Below are 15,972 nucleotides of genomic sequence, written 5' to 3' on the forward strand. Positions count from 1 at the left end.
GTGCGGAATGCGGAGGTCGAGGTCATCCCTTGACCGCCCCCTGCAGCAGCGCCTTGACGAAGTGCCGCTGGAAGACCACGAACACGGCGATCGTGGGCAGCATGATGAGCAGTGCTCCTGCGGACAGCAGGACGACATTGGTGCCGTAGTGGCCCTGGAAGGCGCCGAGAGCGCCGGCCGCGGTGCGCTTGCTCGGGTCGTCGATCATCGCGATCGAGAGGATGAACTGGTTCCAGGTCCACAGGAAGAGCAGGATCGCCAGCGAGGACACGGCGGGCGCGGCCAGCGGAAGGTGGACCCGCCGGAAGGCGGCCCACGGCCCGGCACCGTCCACGGAGGCGGCTTCCAGCAGCTCTTTGGGCAGCGACTGGAAGAAGGTGCGCATCCAGAACACTCCGAACGGCATGAACAGGCCGATGAGCGGCAGGATCAGCGCCCATCGCGTGTTCAGCAGGCCGAGGGACTGCATCTGGTAGTAGAGCGGGGTGATGAGCGACTCGATCGGGACGGTCAGCCCCAGCAGCAGCAGGCCGAAGACCAGCCGGGCGCCGGGGAAGCCCAGCACCGCCAGGCCGTAGCCGGCCGCGGCGCACAGCGCGAGGCAGATCGGCACGACGCCGAGCACGATCAGGCAGCTGGAGTAGAGCAGCGGCAGCAGGTCGGCGGCGTTGAACGCGTCGACGAAGTTGTGCCAGTGCGGGTGGGAGGGCCAGCTGATGCCGTGGGGGGTGGAGCCCTGCGGGGCCAGCGCCGTGGTGAACAGCGACAGGAACGGGACCGCCGTCGCCGCCATGAACAGCACGAGCAGTGAGCGCCCGGCCAGGAGCCGGGTACCGCGCGGGTTCATTCCGCCCCCTTGGAGATCCGCTGGAGCGGGGTGACCACGAGCAGCACCAGCACCATCAGCACGATGGCGTTGGCCGAGGCGAGGCCGACGTCCCGCTGGGTGAAGGCGAGTTGGAAGATCTGCAGGCCGGGCACCATCGTCTGGTCGCCCGGGCCTCCCTGCGTGGTCACGTAGACGATGTCGAAGCTGGCCAGGGCCGCGATGACGGTGACGGTGACGCACACCCCGATCTCCCGGCGCAGGCCCGGCAAGGTGACCGCGAAGAACTCCTGTACCGGTCCTGTGCCGTCGATCCTGGCCGCGTCGTAGAGCGTCGGGTCGATCTTGTTGATACCGGTCATCAGCAGCAGCGTGCACAGGCCCAGCAGCACCCAGGCGCCGATGACGCCGACGGCCGGGAAGGCCCAGGTGAAGTCGCCGAGCCAGGCCCGTGACCAGCCGCCGAGGCCGACGGCGCGCAGCAGCTGGTTGAAGGCGCCGTCGCTGGAGTACACCCAGCTCCAGGCCAGGGCCGCCGCGACCAGCGGGATGACCTGCGGGACGAACAGCACGACGCGCGCGGTGCGGGCGAGCGGGCCGTCGGGCAGACCGTGCAGCAGGGCGGCGGTGACCAGGCCCAGCGCCACGGGGATGACGGTGAAGAAGCCGATGAGTTCGAAGGCGTGCAGCAGCGGGGTCAGCTCGTCGGAGGAGGTGAGTACCGCGCGGTAGTTGTCCAGTCCGACGAAGCGGGCGACGCCGATGCCGTTCCAGTCGTAGAGCGAGTACTGCACGGAGGTCAGCAGCGGGCGCAGGACGAACAGCGCGTAGGGCACGAGGGCCGGCAGGGTGAAGAGCAGCCCCGCCCAGGCGCGCCGCCGCCGGCGCCCGGCGCCCGGCCGGCGGGGCGCGGAGCCCCGCCGGCCGGGCGCCTGCGGGCGGTCGGTCGTCAGTGTCACTGCGCGAGCTCCTTGGCGTAGTCCGCCTGGAGTGCCTTGGCGAATCCCGCGCCGGTCTCACGGCCGGTGATGAGCTTCTGGAGTTCGGGCTTGATCGTGTTGGCGTAGATGCCGGCCGTGGCGTTGGCGGTGAAGTCCACGGCCACCCCCTTCTGCCCCAGTTCCCTGGTCGCCTGCAGTGTCTGGGCCACCACGGAACCGGACTTGACCGGCGGGATCGGCAGGCTGGACGGCCCGCCGGGTGAGGCGCCGGTGACGTCGACGACGATCTGCCGGGCCTTGGGGTTGGTGTGCACCCAGTTCAGGAAGAAGGCGGTGGCCGCGATGTTCTTGGACTTGGCGGGGATGGCGTAGGTGCCGGGGGCGCTCATGGCGACCGGGCGGGCGCCGGCCGTGGCGGGCGGCGCGAGGAAGAACCCCACGTTGGTGCCCATGGCCTTGTCGAGGTTCTGCGACTCCCAGTCGCCGTTGAACATGAACAGGCCCTGGCCCTTGCCGAACCGGGACATCATGTCGGTGTACGTCAGGGCGTTGGCGTCCTTGGTGAAGTAGCCCGCCTTGCCCCAGGCGGCTATCTGGTCGGCCGCCTTGACCGCGGCGGGGGTGTCGAGGTTCGCGCCGGGCTTGTCGAAGACCCAGTCGGCGATCTTGGACGGATCCTCGTACTGGTTGAGCAGCGCCTGGAAGGGGAAGTTGATCCCGCCGATGTCGTTGAACTGGACGATCGGCTGGATGCCTGCCGCCTTGGCCTTGGCGAGGTCGCTCTCCATCTCGGCCACCGTCTGCGGCGGCCTGGTCATGCCGATCCGGGCGGCAAGGGACTTGTTGTAGAAGACACCGGTGATGTTGTAGCCGACGCCCATCGCGTACAGCGGGCCGCTGCCGCGTACTCCCTGGCTGACGCGCATCTGGTTCAGCAGCCCGGCCGGGTAGCCGTCCCAGCCGTAGGCCTTGGCGTAGCTGTCGAGGTCGGCCAGCAGACCGTCCTTGGCGGAGGCGACGATGGTCGGCAGCCGGATCAGGTCCGGCGCGTCGTTGCCCGCCATGACCCGCGGCGCGTTCTGGGTGAGGACCGCGAACTGGTCCTCACGGATCTTGATCTTGACGTTCGGGTATTCCTTCTGGAACTCCGCGGCCAGCTTCTCGGGCAGCGGGAAGCCCGTCTCCACGTAGAAGTTGAGGGTCACAGGTCCCTTGGGAGCGGTCGTGGCGACGGTCTGGCCGGTGGCGCCGGAGGACGTCTGGGCGGCAGGCGCACCGCTGCCGGGGGCGCCGCACGCCGCGGCGGTCACCGCGGTCACGGCCACGGCGGCGGCCAGCACCCATCTGCGGGAGCGGGCTGAGGGACTGCGACGACCGCCGGGGAGGGCGGGGAGGGTGGTGAACACGACGGCTCCTTGTGTGCTGAGGTGCAGGGGAGTTGGAGGTCGGGGGGAGGGGGGCCGGTGGCGGGAGGGTGCCGTGCGAGCCGGCGGCGCCATGCCGTACGGGCCGGCCGGCGTCACCCGAGCGGAGGGTCGGCGCCGGGTACGGAGCAGGCGGCCGAGGCGATCTGCAGGCCGTGGCGGCCGGCTGCCGCCACGTCGTCGGTGGTCAGGGTGTCGAGGCGGCCGCCCAGCTGCCCGCCTTCGTGCAGGGCGTTCAGGACCCCCGCGGTGAAGGCGTCGCCGGCGCCGACAGTGTCGACGACCTGCGTGGGCGGCGCGGGGAGGGTGAGCCGCTCACCGCGCAACGAGGCGAGCAGCCCGTCGCCGCCCAGGGTGACCAGCACCAGCGGCACACCGGCGGCGTGCCAGGTGTCGCAGGCCTGCTCGGGGGAGGTCCCGGGCAGCAGTTCTGCGAGGTCGTCCCGGCTCAGCCGGAGGATGTCGGCGAGCCGGCACCAGCGGTCGAGCCGGTCGCGCAGATGCGCCGGCGGGACGAGTCGGGTGCGGACGTTGGGGTCGATGCAGACGGTGGCCCGCCCGCGCACCACGGCGAGGGCGTCCTCGATCCGGGCGCCGCCCGGGGACAGCGCGAGAGCCAGGGACCCGGTGTGCACGCAGGCGGTCTGCGGTCGCAGGGCCGAGGCCAGCTCCTCGTCCGACCACTGCCAGTCGGCGGCGCCGGCGGCGAGGAAGGTGTAGCCCGCGTCGCCGGCGTCGTCCAGGTCCGCGACGGCCAGGGTGCTGTGCTCGGGGGCGTCGACGCTGCCGGACAGGTCCACGCCGGCGGCGCTGAGCCGGCCTCGCAGCATGGTGCCGAAGACGTCCTGCGACAGCCGGCCGAGGAAGCGGGTGGGCGTGCCCAGCCGGGCCAGGGTGGCGGCGGTGTTGGCGGGGCCGCCGCCCGGCCGGACGTGCAGCGTCAGGCCTTCGGCCAGTGGCCCGGTGCGCTCGGTGAACGCGTCGGCCACGCTCTCGCCGATCACGGTCACGGCGGCGGTCGAACGGGACGTACCCATGGTGGGGCCTTTCTGTGCGGCTGCGGCCCCGCGGCCCTGTTCGGGACGGCCGGTCGCGTCGCATGGGAGCAAGAGTCACAAAAGGTGCATGTCCGGGTACAGGGGTTCCTGCCGGTGGTGGTCAACGTCATAGGAGGGGCCAAGGGGACGGAGGTGGTGGAGGCGCGATGCGGGAGGGGCGCCGCTAGCGCCCGTTGCGCGGCGGGGCGGTGGTGTCGCGCAGGACGAGCCTGATGGGCATGGTCACGTGGCCCGGCCGTACGGCCCCGGGCTCGTCGAGCTGGTTCAGCAGCAGCCGGGCCGCCTCGGCGCCCTGCTCGGCCACCGGCTGGGCGATCGTGGTCAGGCCCACGACCTCGGACAGCTCGTGGTCGTCGAAGCCGACGACCGAGATGTCCTCCGGCACCTTCAGGCGGTGCAGGCGCAGCGCCCGCAGCGCGCCCATCGCCATCTCGTCGGACTGGGCGAAGACCGCCGTCGGCGGATTGGGGACGGCGAGCAGCTGGGTCATCGCGCGCTGACCGCCCTGGACCGTGTAGTCGCCGTCCACCTCCAGCGCCGGGTCGCAGGCGATCCCGGCCTCGGCCAGGACGTCGAGGTAGGCGCGGCGGCGTTCGACGGGGGCGGTCCAGTGCAGCGGGCCGCTGGCCCCCGCGATCATGCCGATCCTGCGGTGCCCGAGGTTCACCAGGTGCCGGACCGCGGCCTGCGCGCCGGCCCGGTCGTCGATGCCGACGACGGTGAAGCCGGGCCGGGGGGCGCCCACCGTGGTGGCCAGCGGCACACCGAGGGAGCGCAGGGCGAGGCCCTCGGCCTCGTCCGGGATGAGCAGGGACAGCAGCGCGTCCACCCGCTTGCGGACCGGGAGCTCGGCGAAGAACCGCTTGCGTGCCTCACGGGGGCCGAGGTTGTACAGCAGCAGGTCGTAGCCGGCGGCGCTGAGGACGTCCTCGGCCGCGTCGAGTACGGTCCCGAAGAACCACCGGCCGACGTAGGGGGCGATCACCCCGACGGTGAAGGTGCGCCCGCCGGCCAGGCTCGACGCCGACCGGGAGGCGACGTAGCCCAGGTCGGCCGCCGCCTCGACGATCCTGGACCGCACGTCGTCCGAGACGCCGGCCTTGCCGCGCAGCGCGCGGGAGACCGTCGAGGCGGAGACGCCGACCGCCTGGGCGACGTCGTTGATGCTGGCTGCCACGGCCCGACCCTTCTTTCCGGTTCACGCGGGTGTGATCCGCGAGTGACCAGAACGTAAACCCGGACATGGACTTGCGCAAGCGTTTGAGTAGCCTGACAGCAGGGATTTTCTCCTGATAACACTCACGTCACGGAAAGATAACGCATGCGCTTGCGTTCTCTAGGCCGTGTTTTGGAAGTAGCGCCGTCCGCCCACAGGGCGGGCCCCGCGGCGTCCGGTGCGTGCGATCGCAAGGCGGAGGGTCGTCCTCGTAGTGGGCCTGCTCGGACGACTCCGACAACGCAGCGAGCGTGCGTGCCAGGCGTCGCGGGGCAGGCGGGACTTCCACAACACGGCCTAGGGCGCCTCGGGTGCCCACACCGGCAGGTCGATCCGCGAGGCCCCGGCGGTGTCGTGGGAGATCTCCTGCTCGGCGCGGACGGTCGCCGTGGCGCTGACGGCGGGCTCCCCGGTGCCGGGGTTGCGTGCGTAGCGCGGGTGCGCGCCGGAGCCGATCTGGACGCCGATGCGGTGGCCGGCGGCGAACTCGTGGAAGGCCGGCCACAGCGGCACTTCCACCTCGGCGAACCCGTCGGCGCCGGGCCGCGGGCCGGTGGCGGCCGTGCCGGCACCCCCGATCCGGCGGATGCCGTCGCAGACGGTCAGGGAGCGGCCGTCGGGATGCACGTCGCAGATGCGCACGAACACGTCGGCGCTGGGCGCGGAGGAGCGGAAGCGGACACGGGCGACCGGCTCGCCGGCGATGACGACGGCGGCCTCCAGCGGAGCGCTGCGGAAGACCGCGACGTCGGAGCGGAGTTCGTGTGCCCGGTTGTCGGCCGGTGCGGAGTCCGGGGTGAGGCCGGGGCCGCCGACGGCAGGTGTGGGGTCGCCGGGGTCGTAGGTGTAGCGGGTGACGCCGCCGTCCGGTGCGGCCTGGTCGAGCAGGCCGGACGCGTGCAGGTGCCAGGGCCTGGCGGCGCCGGGCGGCGGCCATGCGGGCAGGTCGTGCCACTGCCCGGCGCCGGTGAGGAAGGCGCGCACGGGTGCGACGCGGCGGCTCGCGGCCCCGGCGAACTGCTCCTTCAGGAAGTCGACGGCCTCGGTGAACGACGTGGCCTCACCGCCGCCGATGTGGCCCCACGGGCCGACGGTCAGCCGCGGCGGGCGGCCGGCCCGCACGAGCTGGGCGTAGGTGCGCAGCTGCCAGGGCAGGAAGATGTCGTACCAGCCGGTGCTCATGCAGACCGGCGCGGTGACGTCGGGCACCGACGCGGTGTGCGACTGCTGCGTCCAGTAGCCGGCGGTGAGCTGCTCGTTGGCGAGCCAGTCCTGGTACCAGCCGATCGGCCGGCCCGCGGCCGCGGTGTCGCCTGCGCCCAGCGGCAGGACGCCGAAGGCCCTGCCCAGGTCGCGGTCGGGCCGCCGCCGCATGCGGCGCAGCAGCTGCGCGGGGCCGCGCCGCGCCGTCAGGTCCATCCACTGCGACCAGCCGAGCGCGTTGCCCAGCGCGAAGGCCCCGTTGTCCCAGGTGACCGCGCCGAAGTCGGCCATGGTGTTGGTCAGGCAGAGCGCGTCGGGCGCACGGCCGGGGTCCTCGCGCTGCATCCGCCCGGCCACCGCCCACTGGCAGTACCCCAGGTAGCTCTGCCCGTATGTCGCGACCGAGCCGGTGAACCACGGCTGCGCGCGCACCCACCGGTGGGTGGCCGTGCCGTCCGCCTGCTCGTGGACCTGGGGGGTGAAGGTCCCGCCCGACCCCCACGTGCCCCGGCAGCTCTGGACCACGACGGTGAAGCCCTCGCGGGCGAGCGCGGCAGCGTGGGTGACGGAGTTGCTGCGGCCGTACGGGGAGCGGATGACGATCGTGGGCAGGCCCGGTTCCACCTGGCCGGCCGGCGTGTAGAGGTCGGCGAGGAGTTCGACGCCGTCGTCCATGGGCACCCGCAGTCCGCGCCGCACCCTCAACTCGCAAGGGCCGGGCGTGACTCCGGGGAGCTGCCTGGCCTGCAGCCGGCGCGCGAGGCGTCCGCGTATCCCGGTCATGGCACGTCCTTCTGTTCGGGGAGGTCAGGGACACGATTCCACCTGCCCGGGCGCTTGGGGAGGCTGCCGGGCCGGCGGTCCGCGGGGCGGCCGCTGTCGCGCTGTGCCTTGACGCCTCCTCGTGTTACCGGTCACACTCATGCCGTTGTGACCGGTAACACACATCCGGCTTCCCCCCACGCCCCCTCGAAGGAGGAGTTGTGCCACCGACAAGGACAGGCCGCGCGGGAGCGCGGCGACGTACCTGGACAGCTCTGGGCGCCGCGTTCAGCACCGCCGCGGCCCTGACCGTCTCGCTCGCGTCCGCCTCTCCGGCCGCCGCCGCGACGTCCCAGTTCACCGGCGCCGGGTCGGGCCGCTGCCTGGACGTCACCGGCAACACGGACACGCTCGGCAGCCTGCTGGAGATCTGGGACTGCAACGGCCAGCCCAACCAGCAGTTCGAGGCCACCTCGGCCGGCGAGCTGCGCACCTTCAACGGCACGCGATGCCTGGACGCGTACGACAACGGCACTTCCCCCGGCACCGCGGTCGACATCTGGTCGTGCAACGGCCAGCAGAACCAGAAGTGGCAGGTGAACTCCAACGGCACGATCACCGGCGTGCAGTCGGGGCTGTGCCTGGACGTCGACCACGCGGGCACCGCGAACGGCACCCGGGTGACGCTGTGGACCTGCAACGGCCAGTCCAACCAGCGCTGGACGAGCGGCGGGAGCAGCGGCACCGGGAGCACCCTGGTGGTCGACGCCTCCTCCGTGGTGCGCCCGGTCACCCACGTCGGCTCCGGCACCCTCGACGGGCTCAAGGACGAGACGACTCCCCCGGCGTCCGTCGTGGTGCCGCTGCACCTGAACCAGATACGCCAGGCCCCGCCCGGCACCCAGCACCGGCCCAACGGCTACCCGGTGCCCGTCGGTGACGCCATGAAGGTCTCGGCCACCGCGATGCAGGCCGGCGCCAAGATGACCGTCAACATGGCCGACTACCTCGACGGCTTCCCCTACAACTGGCCGGGCTGGACGGGCTGGCTCGCCGACGTCGACAGCATGACCGCCGCGGTCAAGGCCCGGCCGGACGTGACGAACATCAACGCCTTCGAACCGTGGAACGAGCCGGACTGGACCTGGCCGAGCGCGGCGGGAAGCTTCACCGACGGCTGGACGCGCACCGTCCAGCAGGTCAGGAAGACCCTGCCCGACATGCCCATCCTCGGCCCCAGCATCTCGTACCTGAACCTGGACTGGATGCGGAACTTCCTCACCGCCGCCAAGGCCTCGGGCACCCTGCCCGACGTCATCTGCTGGCACGAGCTGGGCGGTTGGAAGAACGTCACCAACGACGTCCAGGCCTACCGCTCGCTGGAGCAGCAGCTGGGGATCTCGGCGCGGCCGATCTCCATCGACGAGTACGCCACCACGAGCGAGATCGACGTGCCCAGCAGCACCAACCACTACGTGGCCCAGTTCGAGCGCGACGGCGTCCGGGACGCCGAGCGGGCCTTCTGGTACGAGGCGGGCACGCTCAACGGGCTGCTCTACAACAACCAGCCGACCGCCTCGTACTGGATGTACAAGTGGTACGGCGACCAGACCGGCAACGTCGTCAAGGTCACCCCGACCCAGAACCAGGACGGCGTGGCGGCCTACGACTCGGGCCAGAAGACCTTCAGCCTGGTCTTCGGCGGCGAGTCGGGCAGCAACACCGTCAAGGTCAGCGGGCTCGGCGCCATGGGCTCCTCGGTGACCGCCACCCTCAGGTACGTCCCCGGCAGCGGACGTACGACGAACGTGGCCTCCGCGACGACGCTGTCGTCCGCCGCCTACCCCGTCACCGACGGCACCGTCACCTTCCCCGTGCCCGACGAGGACCCGAGCGGCGCCTACCAGCTGGTGCTCACCCCCCGGTGAGCCCACATGCGGACCAGGCCGTACCCGGTGAAAGGCAACCCGGGTACGGCCTGGTCGTACGGGGGGCTTCAGCCCATCGGGTTCAGCCCACCGGGTCCAGCCGCAGCAGCACCGCCGACGGCGCCGCGGGCAGCAGCAGCCCGACGGCCGCGTCACCCGCCTCCCACACCGCCTCGGCCGCCGTCTTGCGCGGGTGCAGTATCCGCACGGCCGGCCCGTGCCCGCCCGCGAGATGGGGTACCGGCACCGAGAGCCGCGGCCCTGCGCCCTGCCTGCGCCACACCAGCAGATACGTCGGTCCGTCCGGCACCCGCATGCCCAGCGCCAGCCGGTCGTCGCTCCAGCCGGGCAGGCCGAGCGGCCAGAAGGGCAGGGCGCGCGGCAGGTCGCCCCGCAGTTGCTTGTACACCGCCATCGCGTCGGCGACCAGGCCCAGCTGATGCGGTGTCATCCAGTCGAGGCGGCCGGAGAGATGGACCCGGCCGAGCAGGGCGCCGGCGAGCGCGAAGGTGATCTCGTCGTCGGAGAACTCCGGCTGCGGATAGGCCCACACGGCGCACTGCTCGGGCGGCATCGCGGCGGGCGCCGTGACGGTGATCGGCGGGTAGCGCAGCGGGTCCTGCTGGTCGCTGGTGGACTGGAGCTGGGTGACGGCGAGGCTGGCGCCGTCCATGCGCATGCCCCCTGAGGCGCAGTTCTCGATGACCAGGCCGGGGTAGCGGTCCAGGACGCCGGTGATCCAGTCGAGGTAGGCGCGCGCGTGGCCGAGCAGCCCCGCGCCGGGTGAGGTGTCGCCGGGGGCCTGGGTGCCGGGGGCGACGACGATGTTGTAGTCGAGCTTGAGGTAGCCCACGCCCCATGCGCCGACGATGCGGTCGACGGTGGCGTCCAGGTGCGCCCGGGCCGCGGGGTGGCGCAGGTCGAGCTGGTGGCGGCCCTGCTCGGTGATGCGGACGCCGTCCTGCTGGAAGAAGGCGTCGTCGGGGAGCGCGGCGGCGACCGGGCTGCGGACGCCGACGACTTCGGGCTCCAGCCACAGGCCGGGCACCATGCCCCGGTCCCTGATGCGGCCGAGGACGACCTGGATGCCGCCGGGGAAGCGGGCGGAGGAGGGCAGCCACTCCCCCACGCTGTCCCACCAGCCGTGCAGGTCGTCGTCGTACCAGCCGGAGTCGATGCAGAAGTACTCGGCGCCGGCCTCGGCGGCGGCGTCGATCAGCGGCAGCAGCTTGGCGGTGGTCGGGTCGCCCATCAGGGTGTTCATGTAGTCGTTGAAGACGACCGGGAGCGCGGTGTGGTCGGGGTGTGCCCGGCGCACGGCCCGCCGGTACGCGGTCAGGGCGGCGATCGCGTCCTCGAAGCCGGAGCCGAGCGCCACCGCGGCCGGCACGGTGGTGAACTCCTCGCCCGGGGCCAGGGCCTGGCGCCACTGGTGGTCGGCGTCGGCGGGCCCGTTCAGCGTCAGGTGGCTGCCGTGGGCGTACTCGCCGATGTCCCAGCGCCAGCCGGCGGGCGACTCGATCTGCCACGCCCAGGCCCGTCCGCCGGCGCGGTCGGTCAGTGCGCCCGCCGCCAGGTGGCCGTCGGTCGGCCAGCTGCCGCGGCCGACGAGTGCGAGGGTGGCGCGGCTGTCGTGCTGGTGGCTGTCGACCCCGATGTCGGCCACGGTGGCGCGCAGCGGCTCGGCATACCACCGGCCCTCCGCCAGCCAGTCGTTGCGCGCCCGGTGCACCTCCAGCGCGCCGGCCGGCGGGAGTCCGCCCAGCAGAAGGCTGCTGACGGACTGCACGACCGCGGGGCGATTGCCGTCGTTGCGCAGCCGCACCCGGGAGCGCAGCACCGCGACCCCGTCGGGCGAGGAGAGTTCGACGGTGGCGCTCAGTCCGCCGGCCGGGTCGTGGACGTCGATGTCGAGGAAGTGCCAGCCGTCCCGGACGCCGGACCGTACGGCGCCTGCGCGCATCCGCTGGTTCAGTGCCGTGCCGGTGAAGCGCGGCCCTGACCAGCCGGTGCCGTGTCCGAGTGCCGTCACCTCCAGCAGGGGCAGCCGGGTGGCGGGGTCGGTGCCGCCGCCCGCCGCGCCGGGGCGCTCCAGCCGGGCCAGCCGGGGTACGCCGTCGGGGCCGGTGGTCACCTCCAGGCGCAGCGCCGCGTGACCCCACACGAGCGGTTCGTCGACCCGGTCACCGGCCGGTCCGGCCGCTGTCGCCGCATCGGTCACCCTGTTCTCCTTGTCCTGGGCCTTCCCGCGGCCTGGCGGCGGGGGGCCGCGCAGCCGGGAGAATCCGTTCTCTCACGCATCTTGACGGCCGCATTGTGACCGGTAACAATCCTGGCATGAATGTGACCGGTCACACAAGGCGTCAGCCCAGCATCCGGGATGTCGCCACCGCCGCGGGCGTCTCCCACCAGACGGTCTCCCGGGTCATCAACAACCACCCGAGCGTCAAGTCCGCCACGCGCGAGCGGGTCAACCGGGCCATCGAGGAACTGGGCTTCCGGCGCAGCGCGACCGCGCTCGCGCTGGCCAGCGGACGCAACCGGAGCGTCACCGTCCTCACCGCGAACACCACCCACCACGGCTACGCGTCGGTGCTGCAGGGCGTGGAGGAGGCGGCCCGCAAGGCGGCCTACGCGGTGGGCATCAGCGTGCTGGAGTCCGCGGACGAGCAGACCGTCAGCGCGGCTGTCCAGCGGGCCGGCGACTCCGTGGGCGGCCTGATCGTGATCGCGTACGACCCCGCGGGCGTGGCGGCACTCGCCGCGGCCGACCCGGACGTCCCGGTGGTCGGCGTGGTGGAGACACCCTCGCAGGAACCGCCGCACGACCGGCCCTGGGTGTGGACCGACGACCGCCGGGCGGCGTACGAGGCGACCGGCCACCTGCTGTCGCTGGGCCACCGCAGCGTGCACTACGTGGCCATCCCGTCCGGCACCCACCGGGTGAGCGCGCGTACCGCGGGCTGGCAGCAGGCGCTGGAGGACGCGGGCGCCGCCGTACCCGAGGTCGTCCACGAGGGGTGGGGGCCGCAGAGCGGTTACGCGGCGGGCAGCAGGCTGGCCCGTGACCCGGACGTCACCGCGGTGCTGTGCGGCAACGACGACCTGGCGATCGGCGTGATGCGCGCCCTGCACGAGGCCGGCCGGTCCGTCCCCGGCGACGTGAGCGTGGTCGGCTTCGACGACGCTCCGCACTCCGCGTTCGTCACCCCCTCGCTCACCACGGTCCGGCTGGACTTCTCCGGGCTCGGCCGCTCCGCCTTCGACCTGCTGCACGGCCTGCTGGCCACCTCGACCCCGGTGCAGTACCACTCGGCCGCCGTGCCCGAGCTGGTGGTCCGGGAGAGCTCCGCCCCGCCGCGGCACCCCTGACGCGGTGTCCGCGTCGCGCCGCCCACCCATCCGCACACCACAACGACGAAGAGGTCGCCATGCATCACCCGAGGAGACGAGCGTTCCTGCTGGCGCTGGCCGTGACCACCGCCGTCCTGGCGAGCGCCTGCAGTGACCCCGGCTCGGACGACTCCGGCCCCAGCAGTGCCGCACCCGCGTCCTCGGTGAACCCGACGGGCCGCCTGGACGGCGTGAAGCTGACCATGTGGACCGCGCAGAACACCGTCAACGCACCCAAGCAGGTCATCGACGCCTTCCAGAAGGCCACCGGCGCGAGCGTCAGCGTGCAGGCCATCCCGGATCTGTACGAGCAGAACGTGCCGACCAAGCTCGCCTCTGGCGACCGGCCGGACCTGATGTTCTGGCAGCCGTCCATATCCACCCTGCCCTTCATCCAGCCGCAGCGGAACCTGCTGACGCTGGACGGCGAGCCGTGGGAGTCCAAGCTGGGCGACACCGAGCGCTCCCTGGGCGTCATCGACGGCAAGCGGTACGCCGCGATCGTGACCAGCCCCGCGATGCTCGGCGTCTACTACAACAAGGACGTCTTCAAGAAGGCAGGACTGACCGAGCAGGACTTCCCCAAGTCCTACGACCAGCTGCTCGCGCTCGGCCACAAGATCGTCGACCGCACGGACGCGGCGGCCTTCTACGAGGCGGGCGGTGACAAGTGGCCGATGCAGTGGCAGATGCAGGTCCAGCTCACCGACCTCAAGCCGCAGTGGTGGACCGACCTGAACCACAACAAGGTCAAGTGGACCGACCCCACGGTCGTCGCCGCGATCACGAAGTACAAGGACAAGCTGCTGGACGCGGGCCTGGCCCAGAAGGACTACCGCACGGGCACCTTCACCGGGCAGGCCGACGCCCTGTGGAACGGCGACGTCGGCATGGCGCTCAACGTCACGTCCTTCCAGTCGCAGCTGCAGGCCAAGCACAGCACCGCGGAACTCGACCAGCACATCGGCTGGTTCCCCATCTCGAACTCCTCGGCCACCGGTATGTACTCGCCCGACCAGACCAACGGGGTCGTGGCCTTCAAGACCGGGGACACCAAGCGCCAGGACGCCGCCCGCCAGTTCCTCGCCTTCTGGCTCGGCCCGGACTACGCCGACTACATCACGACGATGAAGATCCCCTCGGTCGAGCCCGCCGTGCCCAGCCCCGCCGATCTGCCGCAGTCGTCGAAGGCGCAGATCGCCGCCCTGCCCACGGCCACCGGGGTCTTCCAGGCCAAGGCCATCGTCGCGCCCGACACGCATCTGTACCTGGCGGACATGATCTTCGGCAAGAAGAACCCCCAGCAGGTGGCCCAGGCCATCGAGGACCAGTTCGCGCAGATCGCCAAGGCGCAGGGCGCTCCCGGCTTCTAGCACTCGACCGGGGGACTCCCATGGCCCACGCCACCGTAAGCACCGACCCCGGCGGCCCGGCCGCACGACCTGCCCGGCCGGGCCGGGCCCGTGCGGCCCGGCCCGGCCGGCTGCCGCGCGCCGCCGTCCACCACCCGTGGTGGTTCGCCCTGCCGGCGATCGCCGTCTTCACGGCGTTCTTCCTGGTGCCGAACCTGCTCAACTTCTACTACCCGTTCACCGACTGGTCCGCCTACCACTCCCGCATCTCCTTCACGGGACTCGGCAACTTCCGCTCCATCCTCGACGACGGCTCCCTGCTGCGCTCGCTGCGCACCACGGTGCTCTACGCGGTCCTCGCCGCGCTCTTCCAGAACGCCTTCGGCCTGGTGCTGGCGCTGCTGCTGGAGGAGGACACCCGCTTCAACCGCTTCTTCCGTGCCGCCTTCTTCCTGCCGGTGCTGATCTCGGCGCTCGCCACCGGCTATGTCTTCCAGGCCCTGCTGAACCAGGACGGTGCCGTCAACCACCTGCTGGGCACCGACATCCCCTGGCTGGGCTCGACCACCTGGACGCTCCTGGTGGTCACCGTCATCCACGGCTGGAAGTGGATGGGCCTGTCGATGCTGATCTACCTCGCCGGGCTCAAGGGCATACCCGGCGACATGCTGGAGGCCGCCCGCATCGACGGTGCCGGCCCCTGGCAGACCTTCCGCTCGGTGCGCTGGCCCATGCTGGCGCCCGCCGTCACCTTCAACGTCACCACGGCCCTGGTCGGCTCGATGAACACCTTCGACATCGTGCAGGCCACCACGGGCGGGGGGCCGGCCGCCTCGACGGAGGTCTTCAACATCTACCTCTTCCGCATCTTCGGTGAGGGGCTGTACGCACAGGCGTCGGCGATGAGCCTGGTCCTCTTCCTCGTGGTGGTCGCCGCCGCGATCCCGCTGGTCGTCGGCCTGCGGCGAAGGGAGCTGTCGCTGTGAGCACCGTGGCCTTGAGGAGCGGCCGCGCTCCGTCCTCGGCGGCCTGGCGCGTCGTCCGCCCGCTGATCGTCGTCCTGCTGGCGGTCGTCGCCATCGGGATACCGCTGTGGCTGACCCTGACCACCTCCGCCAAGCCGCAGGCCGAGGCGGTCAGGCCCAACCTGTCGGCGCCCCACCACTGGCAGCCGGCCGGCAACTACCGCGACGCCATGAGCCAGGGCGAGATGCTGCGCGGCTTCGCCAACTCCCTGCTCGTGGTGGTGCCGTCGGTGCTGCTCGTGCTGATCCTCGGCGCGGCGGCCGCCTGGGTCTTCGCCCGCCGCAGCTCCTGGCTGGTGACGGCGGCCTACGCGGTCTGCATCAGCGGACTGCTGCTGCCGCCGTCGGTCATCACCGTGGTGATGGAGCTGCGGCAGCTGGGCCTGGCGGGCACCAGGCCGGGCATGATCGCCGTCTACACCGGGATGTACCTGTCCACGTCGGTCTTCTTCATCACCGGCTTCATCCGGGCGATCCCGCTGGAGCTGGAGGAGGCCGCCCGCATGGACGGCGCGGGTCCGCTGCGCATCTTCGTCCGCATCGTCCTGCCGCTGCTGCGGCCGGTCCTGGCCACCGCGACGATCATGGTGATGCTCTACGCGTGGAGCGACATCTTCTACGCCTTCTTCGTCCTGGGCAGCGGGGAGCGCGCCACCCTCCCGCTGAACCTCTTCAAGGTGGCCAGTGCCCAGCTCTACCTCAACAACTGGCACCTGGTCTTCGCCTACGTCGTCATCATGAGCCTGCCGATGGTGGCCGTCTTCCTGGTCGCCCAGCGCAGGATCGTGGCGGGCATCACCGGCGGGGCCGTCAAGTAGGCCGGGCAGGAGTCACCCGGGGGTGC

The 15,972-nt window shown here is 71.9% G+C and carries 12 protein-coding genes; 5 read left to right on the forward strand and 7 right to left on the reverse strand.

The genetic code is table 11. From position 1 onward, the window contains the following. Positions 1 to 22 precede the first annotated feature (22 nt). The 6 genes from JT723_RS32000 to JT723_RS32025 all read right to left on the reverse strand — a co-directional run bounded on the left by JT723_RS32000 (position 23) and on the right by JT723_RS32025 (position 7,451). Positions 23 to 847 carry a carbohydrate ABC transporter permease gene (locus JT723_RS32000; RefSeq protein ID WP_205048374.1) on the reverse strand — a complete coding sequence of 275 codons (825 nt, stop codon included), beginning with the start codon at positions 845 to 847 and terminating at the stop codon, positions 23 to 25. After that, the gene (locus JT723_RS32005) at positions 844 to 1,785 is read right to left on the reverse strand and encodes a carbohydrate ABC transporter permease (RefSeq protein WP_251512516.1); all 942 of its coding nucleotides are present in this window, start codon (positions 1,783 to 1,785) and stop codon (positions 844 to 846) included. Before JT723_RS32005 ends, JT723_RS32000 begins: the two co-directional genes overlap by 4 nt. Continuing rightward, positions 1,782 to 3,173, reverse strand: a complete 1,392-nt coding sequence (locus JT723_RS32010) for an ABC transporter substrate-binding protein (RefSeq protein ID WP_205048375.1) — start codon at positions 3,171 to 3,173, stop codon at positions 1,782 to 1,784. Before JT723_RS32010 ends, JT723_RS32005 begins: the two co-directional genes overlap by 4 nt. A gap of 113 nt (positions 3,174 to 3,286) precedes the next feature. Continuing rightward, positions 3,287 to 4,228: a carbohydrate kinase family protein gene (locus tag JT723_RS32015; protein WP_205048376.1), complete on the reverse strand. Its 942-nt coding sequence runs from the start codon at positions 4,226 to 4,228 to the stop codon at positions 3,287 to 3,289. A 184-nt stretch (positions 4,229 to 4,412) separates the two neighbouring features. Further along, positions 4,413 to 5,426 carry a LacI family DNA-binding transcriptional regulator gene (locus JT723_RS32020; RefSeq protein ID WP_205048377.1) on the reverse strand — a complete coding sequence of 338 codons (1,014 nt, stop codon included), beginning with the start codon at positions 5,424 to 5,426 and terminating at the stop codon, positions 4,413 to 4,415. Positions 5,427 to 5,762: 336 nt separating this feature from the next. Further along, positions 5,763 to 7,451: a CocE/NonD family hydrolase gene (locus JT723_RS32025; protein ID WP_205048378.1), complete on the reverse strand. Its 1,689-nt coding sequence runs from the start codon at positions 7,449 to 7,451 to the stop codon at positions 5,763 to 5,765. Positions 7,452 to 7,651: 200 nt separating this feature from the next. On the opposite strand from JT723_RS32025, the gene JT723_RS35605 reads away from it, so the two are divergent. Next, the gene (locus tag JT723_RS35605; protein ID WP_251512517.1) at positions 7,652 to 9,358 is read left to right on the forward strand and encodes a ricin-type beta-trefoil lectin domain protein; all 1,707 of its coding nucleotides are present in this window, start codon (positions 7,652 to 7,654) and stop codon (positions 9,356 to 9,358) included. An 82-nt stretch (positions 9,359 to 9,440) separates the two neighbouring features. On the opposite strand, the gene JT723_RS32035 is transcribed toward JT723_RS35605, so the two are convergent. Then, complete coding sequence (locus tag JT723_RS32035) at positions 9,441 to 11,579, reverse strand: glycoside hydrolase family 36 protein (protein WP_251512519.1); 2,139 nt, start codon at positions 11,577 to 11,579, stop codon at positions 9,441 to 9,443. Positions 11,580 to 11,695: 116 nt separating this feature from the next. Between JT723_RS32035 and JT723_RS32040 the strand changes: the two genes are divergently transcribed. The 4 genes from JT723_RS32040 to JT723_RS32055 are packed head-to-tail and all read left to right on the forward strand — an operon-like array spanning position 11,696 to position 15,946. After that, a complete protein-coding gene (locus JT723_RS32040; RefSeq protein WP_205048379.1) occupies positions 11,696 to 12,730 on the forward strand; it encodes a LacI family DNA-binding transcriptional regulator in 1,035 nt (344 codons plus the stop codon). 59 nt (positions 12,731 to 12,789) lie between these two features. Next, positions 12,790 to 14,124 carry an ABC transporter substrate-binding protein gene (locus tag JT723_RS32045; RefSeq protein WP_205048380.1) on the forward strand — a complete coding sequence of 445 codons (1,335 nt, stop codon included), beginning with the start codon at positions 12,790 to 12,792 and terminating at the stop codon, positions 14,122 to 14,124. 20 nt (positions 14,125 to 14,144) lie between these two features. Beyond that, a complete protein-coding gene (locus JT723_RS32050) occupies positions 14,145 to 15,089 on the forward strand; it encodes a carbohydrate ABC transporter permease (RefSeq protein ID WP_205048381.1) in 945 nt (314 codons plus the stop codon). Then, positions 15,086 to 15,946: a carbohydrate ABC transporter permease gene (locus tag JT723_RS32055; protein ID WP_251512520.1), complete on the forward strand. Its 861-nt coding sequence runs from the start codon at positions 15,086 to 15,088 to the stop codon at positions 15,944 to 15,946. The genes JT723_RS32050 and JT723_RS32055 overlap by 4 nt, the downstream gene beginning before the upstream one ends. Positions 15,947 to 15,972 lie beyond the last annotated feature (26 nt).

The organism is Actinacidiphila bryophytorum (assembly GCF_016916835.1).
In the GTDB taxonomy this organism is placed as follows: domain Bacteria; phylum Actinomycetota; class Actinomycetes; order Streptomycetales; family Streptomycetaceae; genus Actinacidiphila; species Actinacidiphila bryophytorum.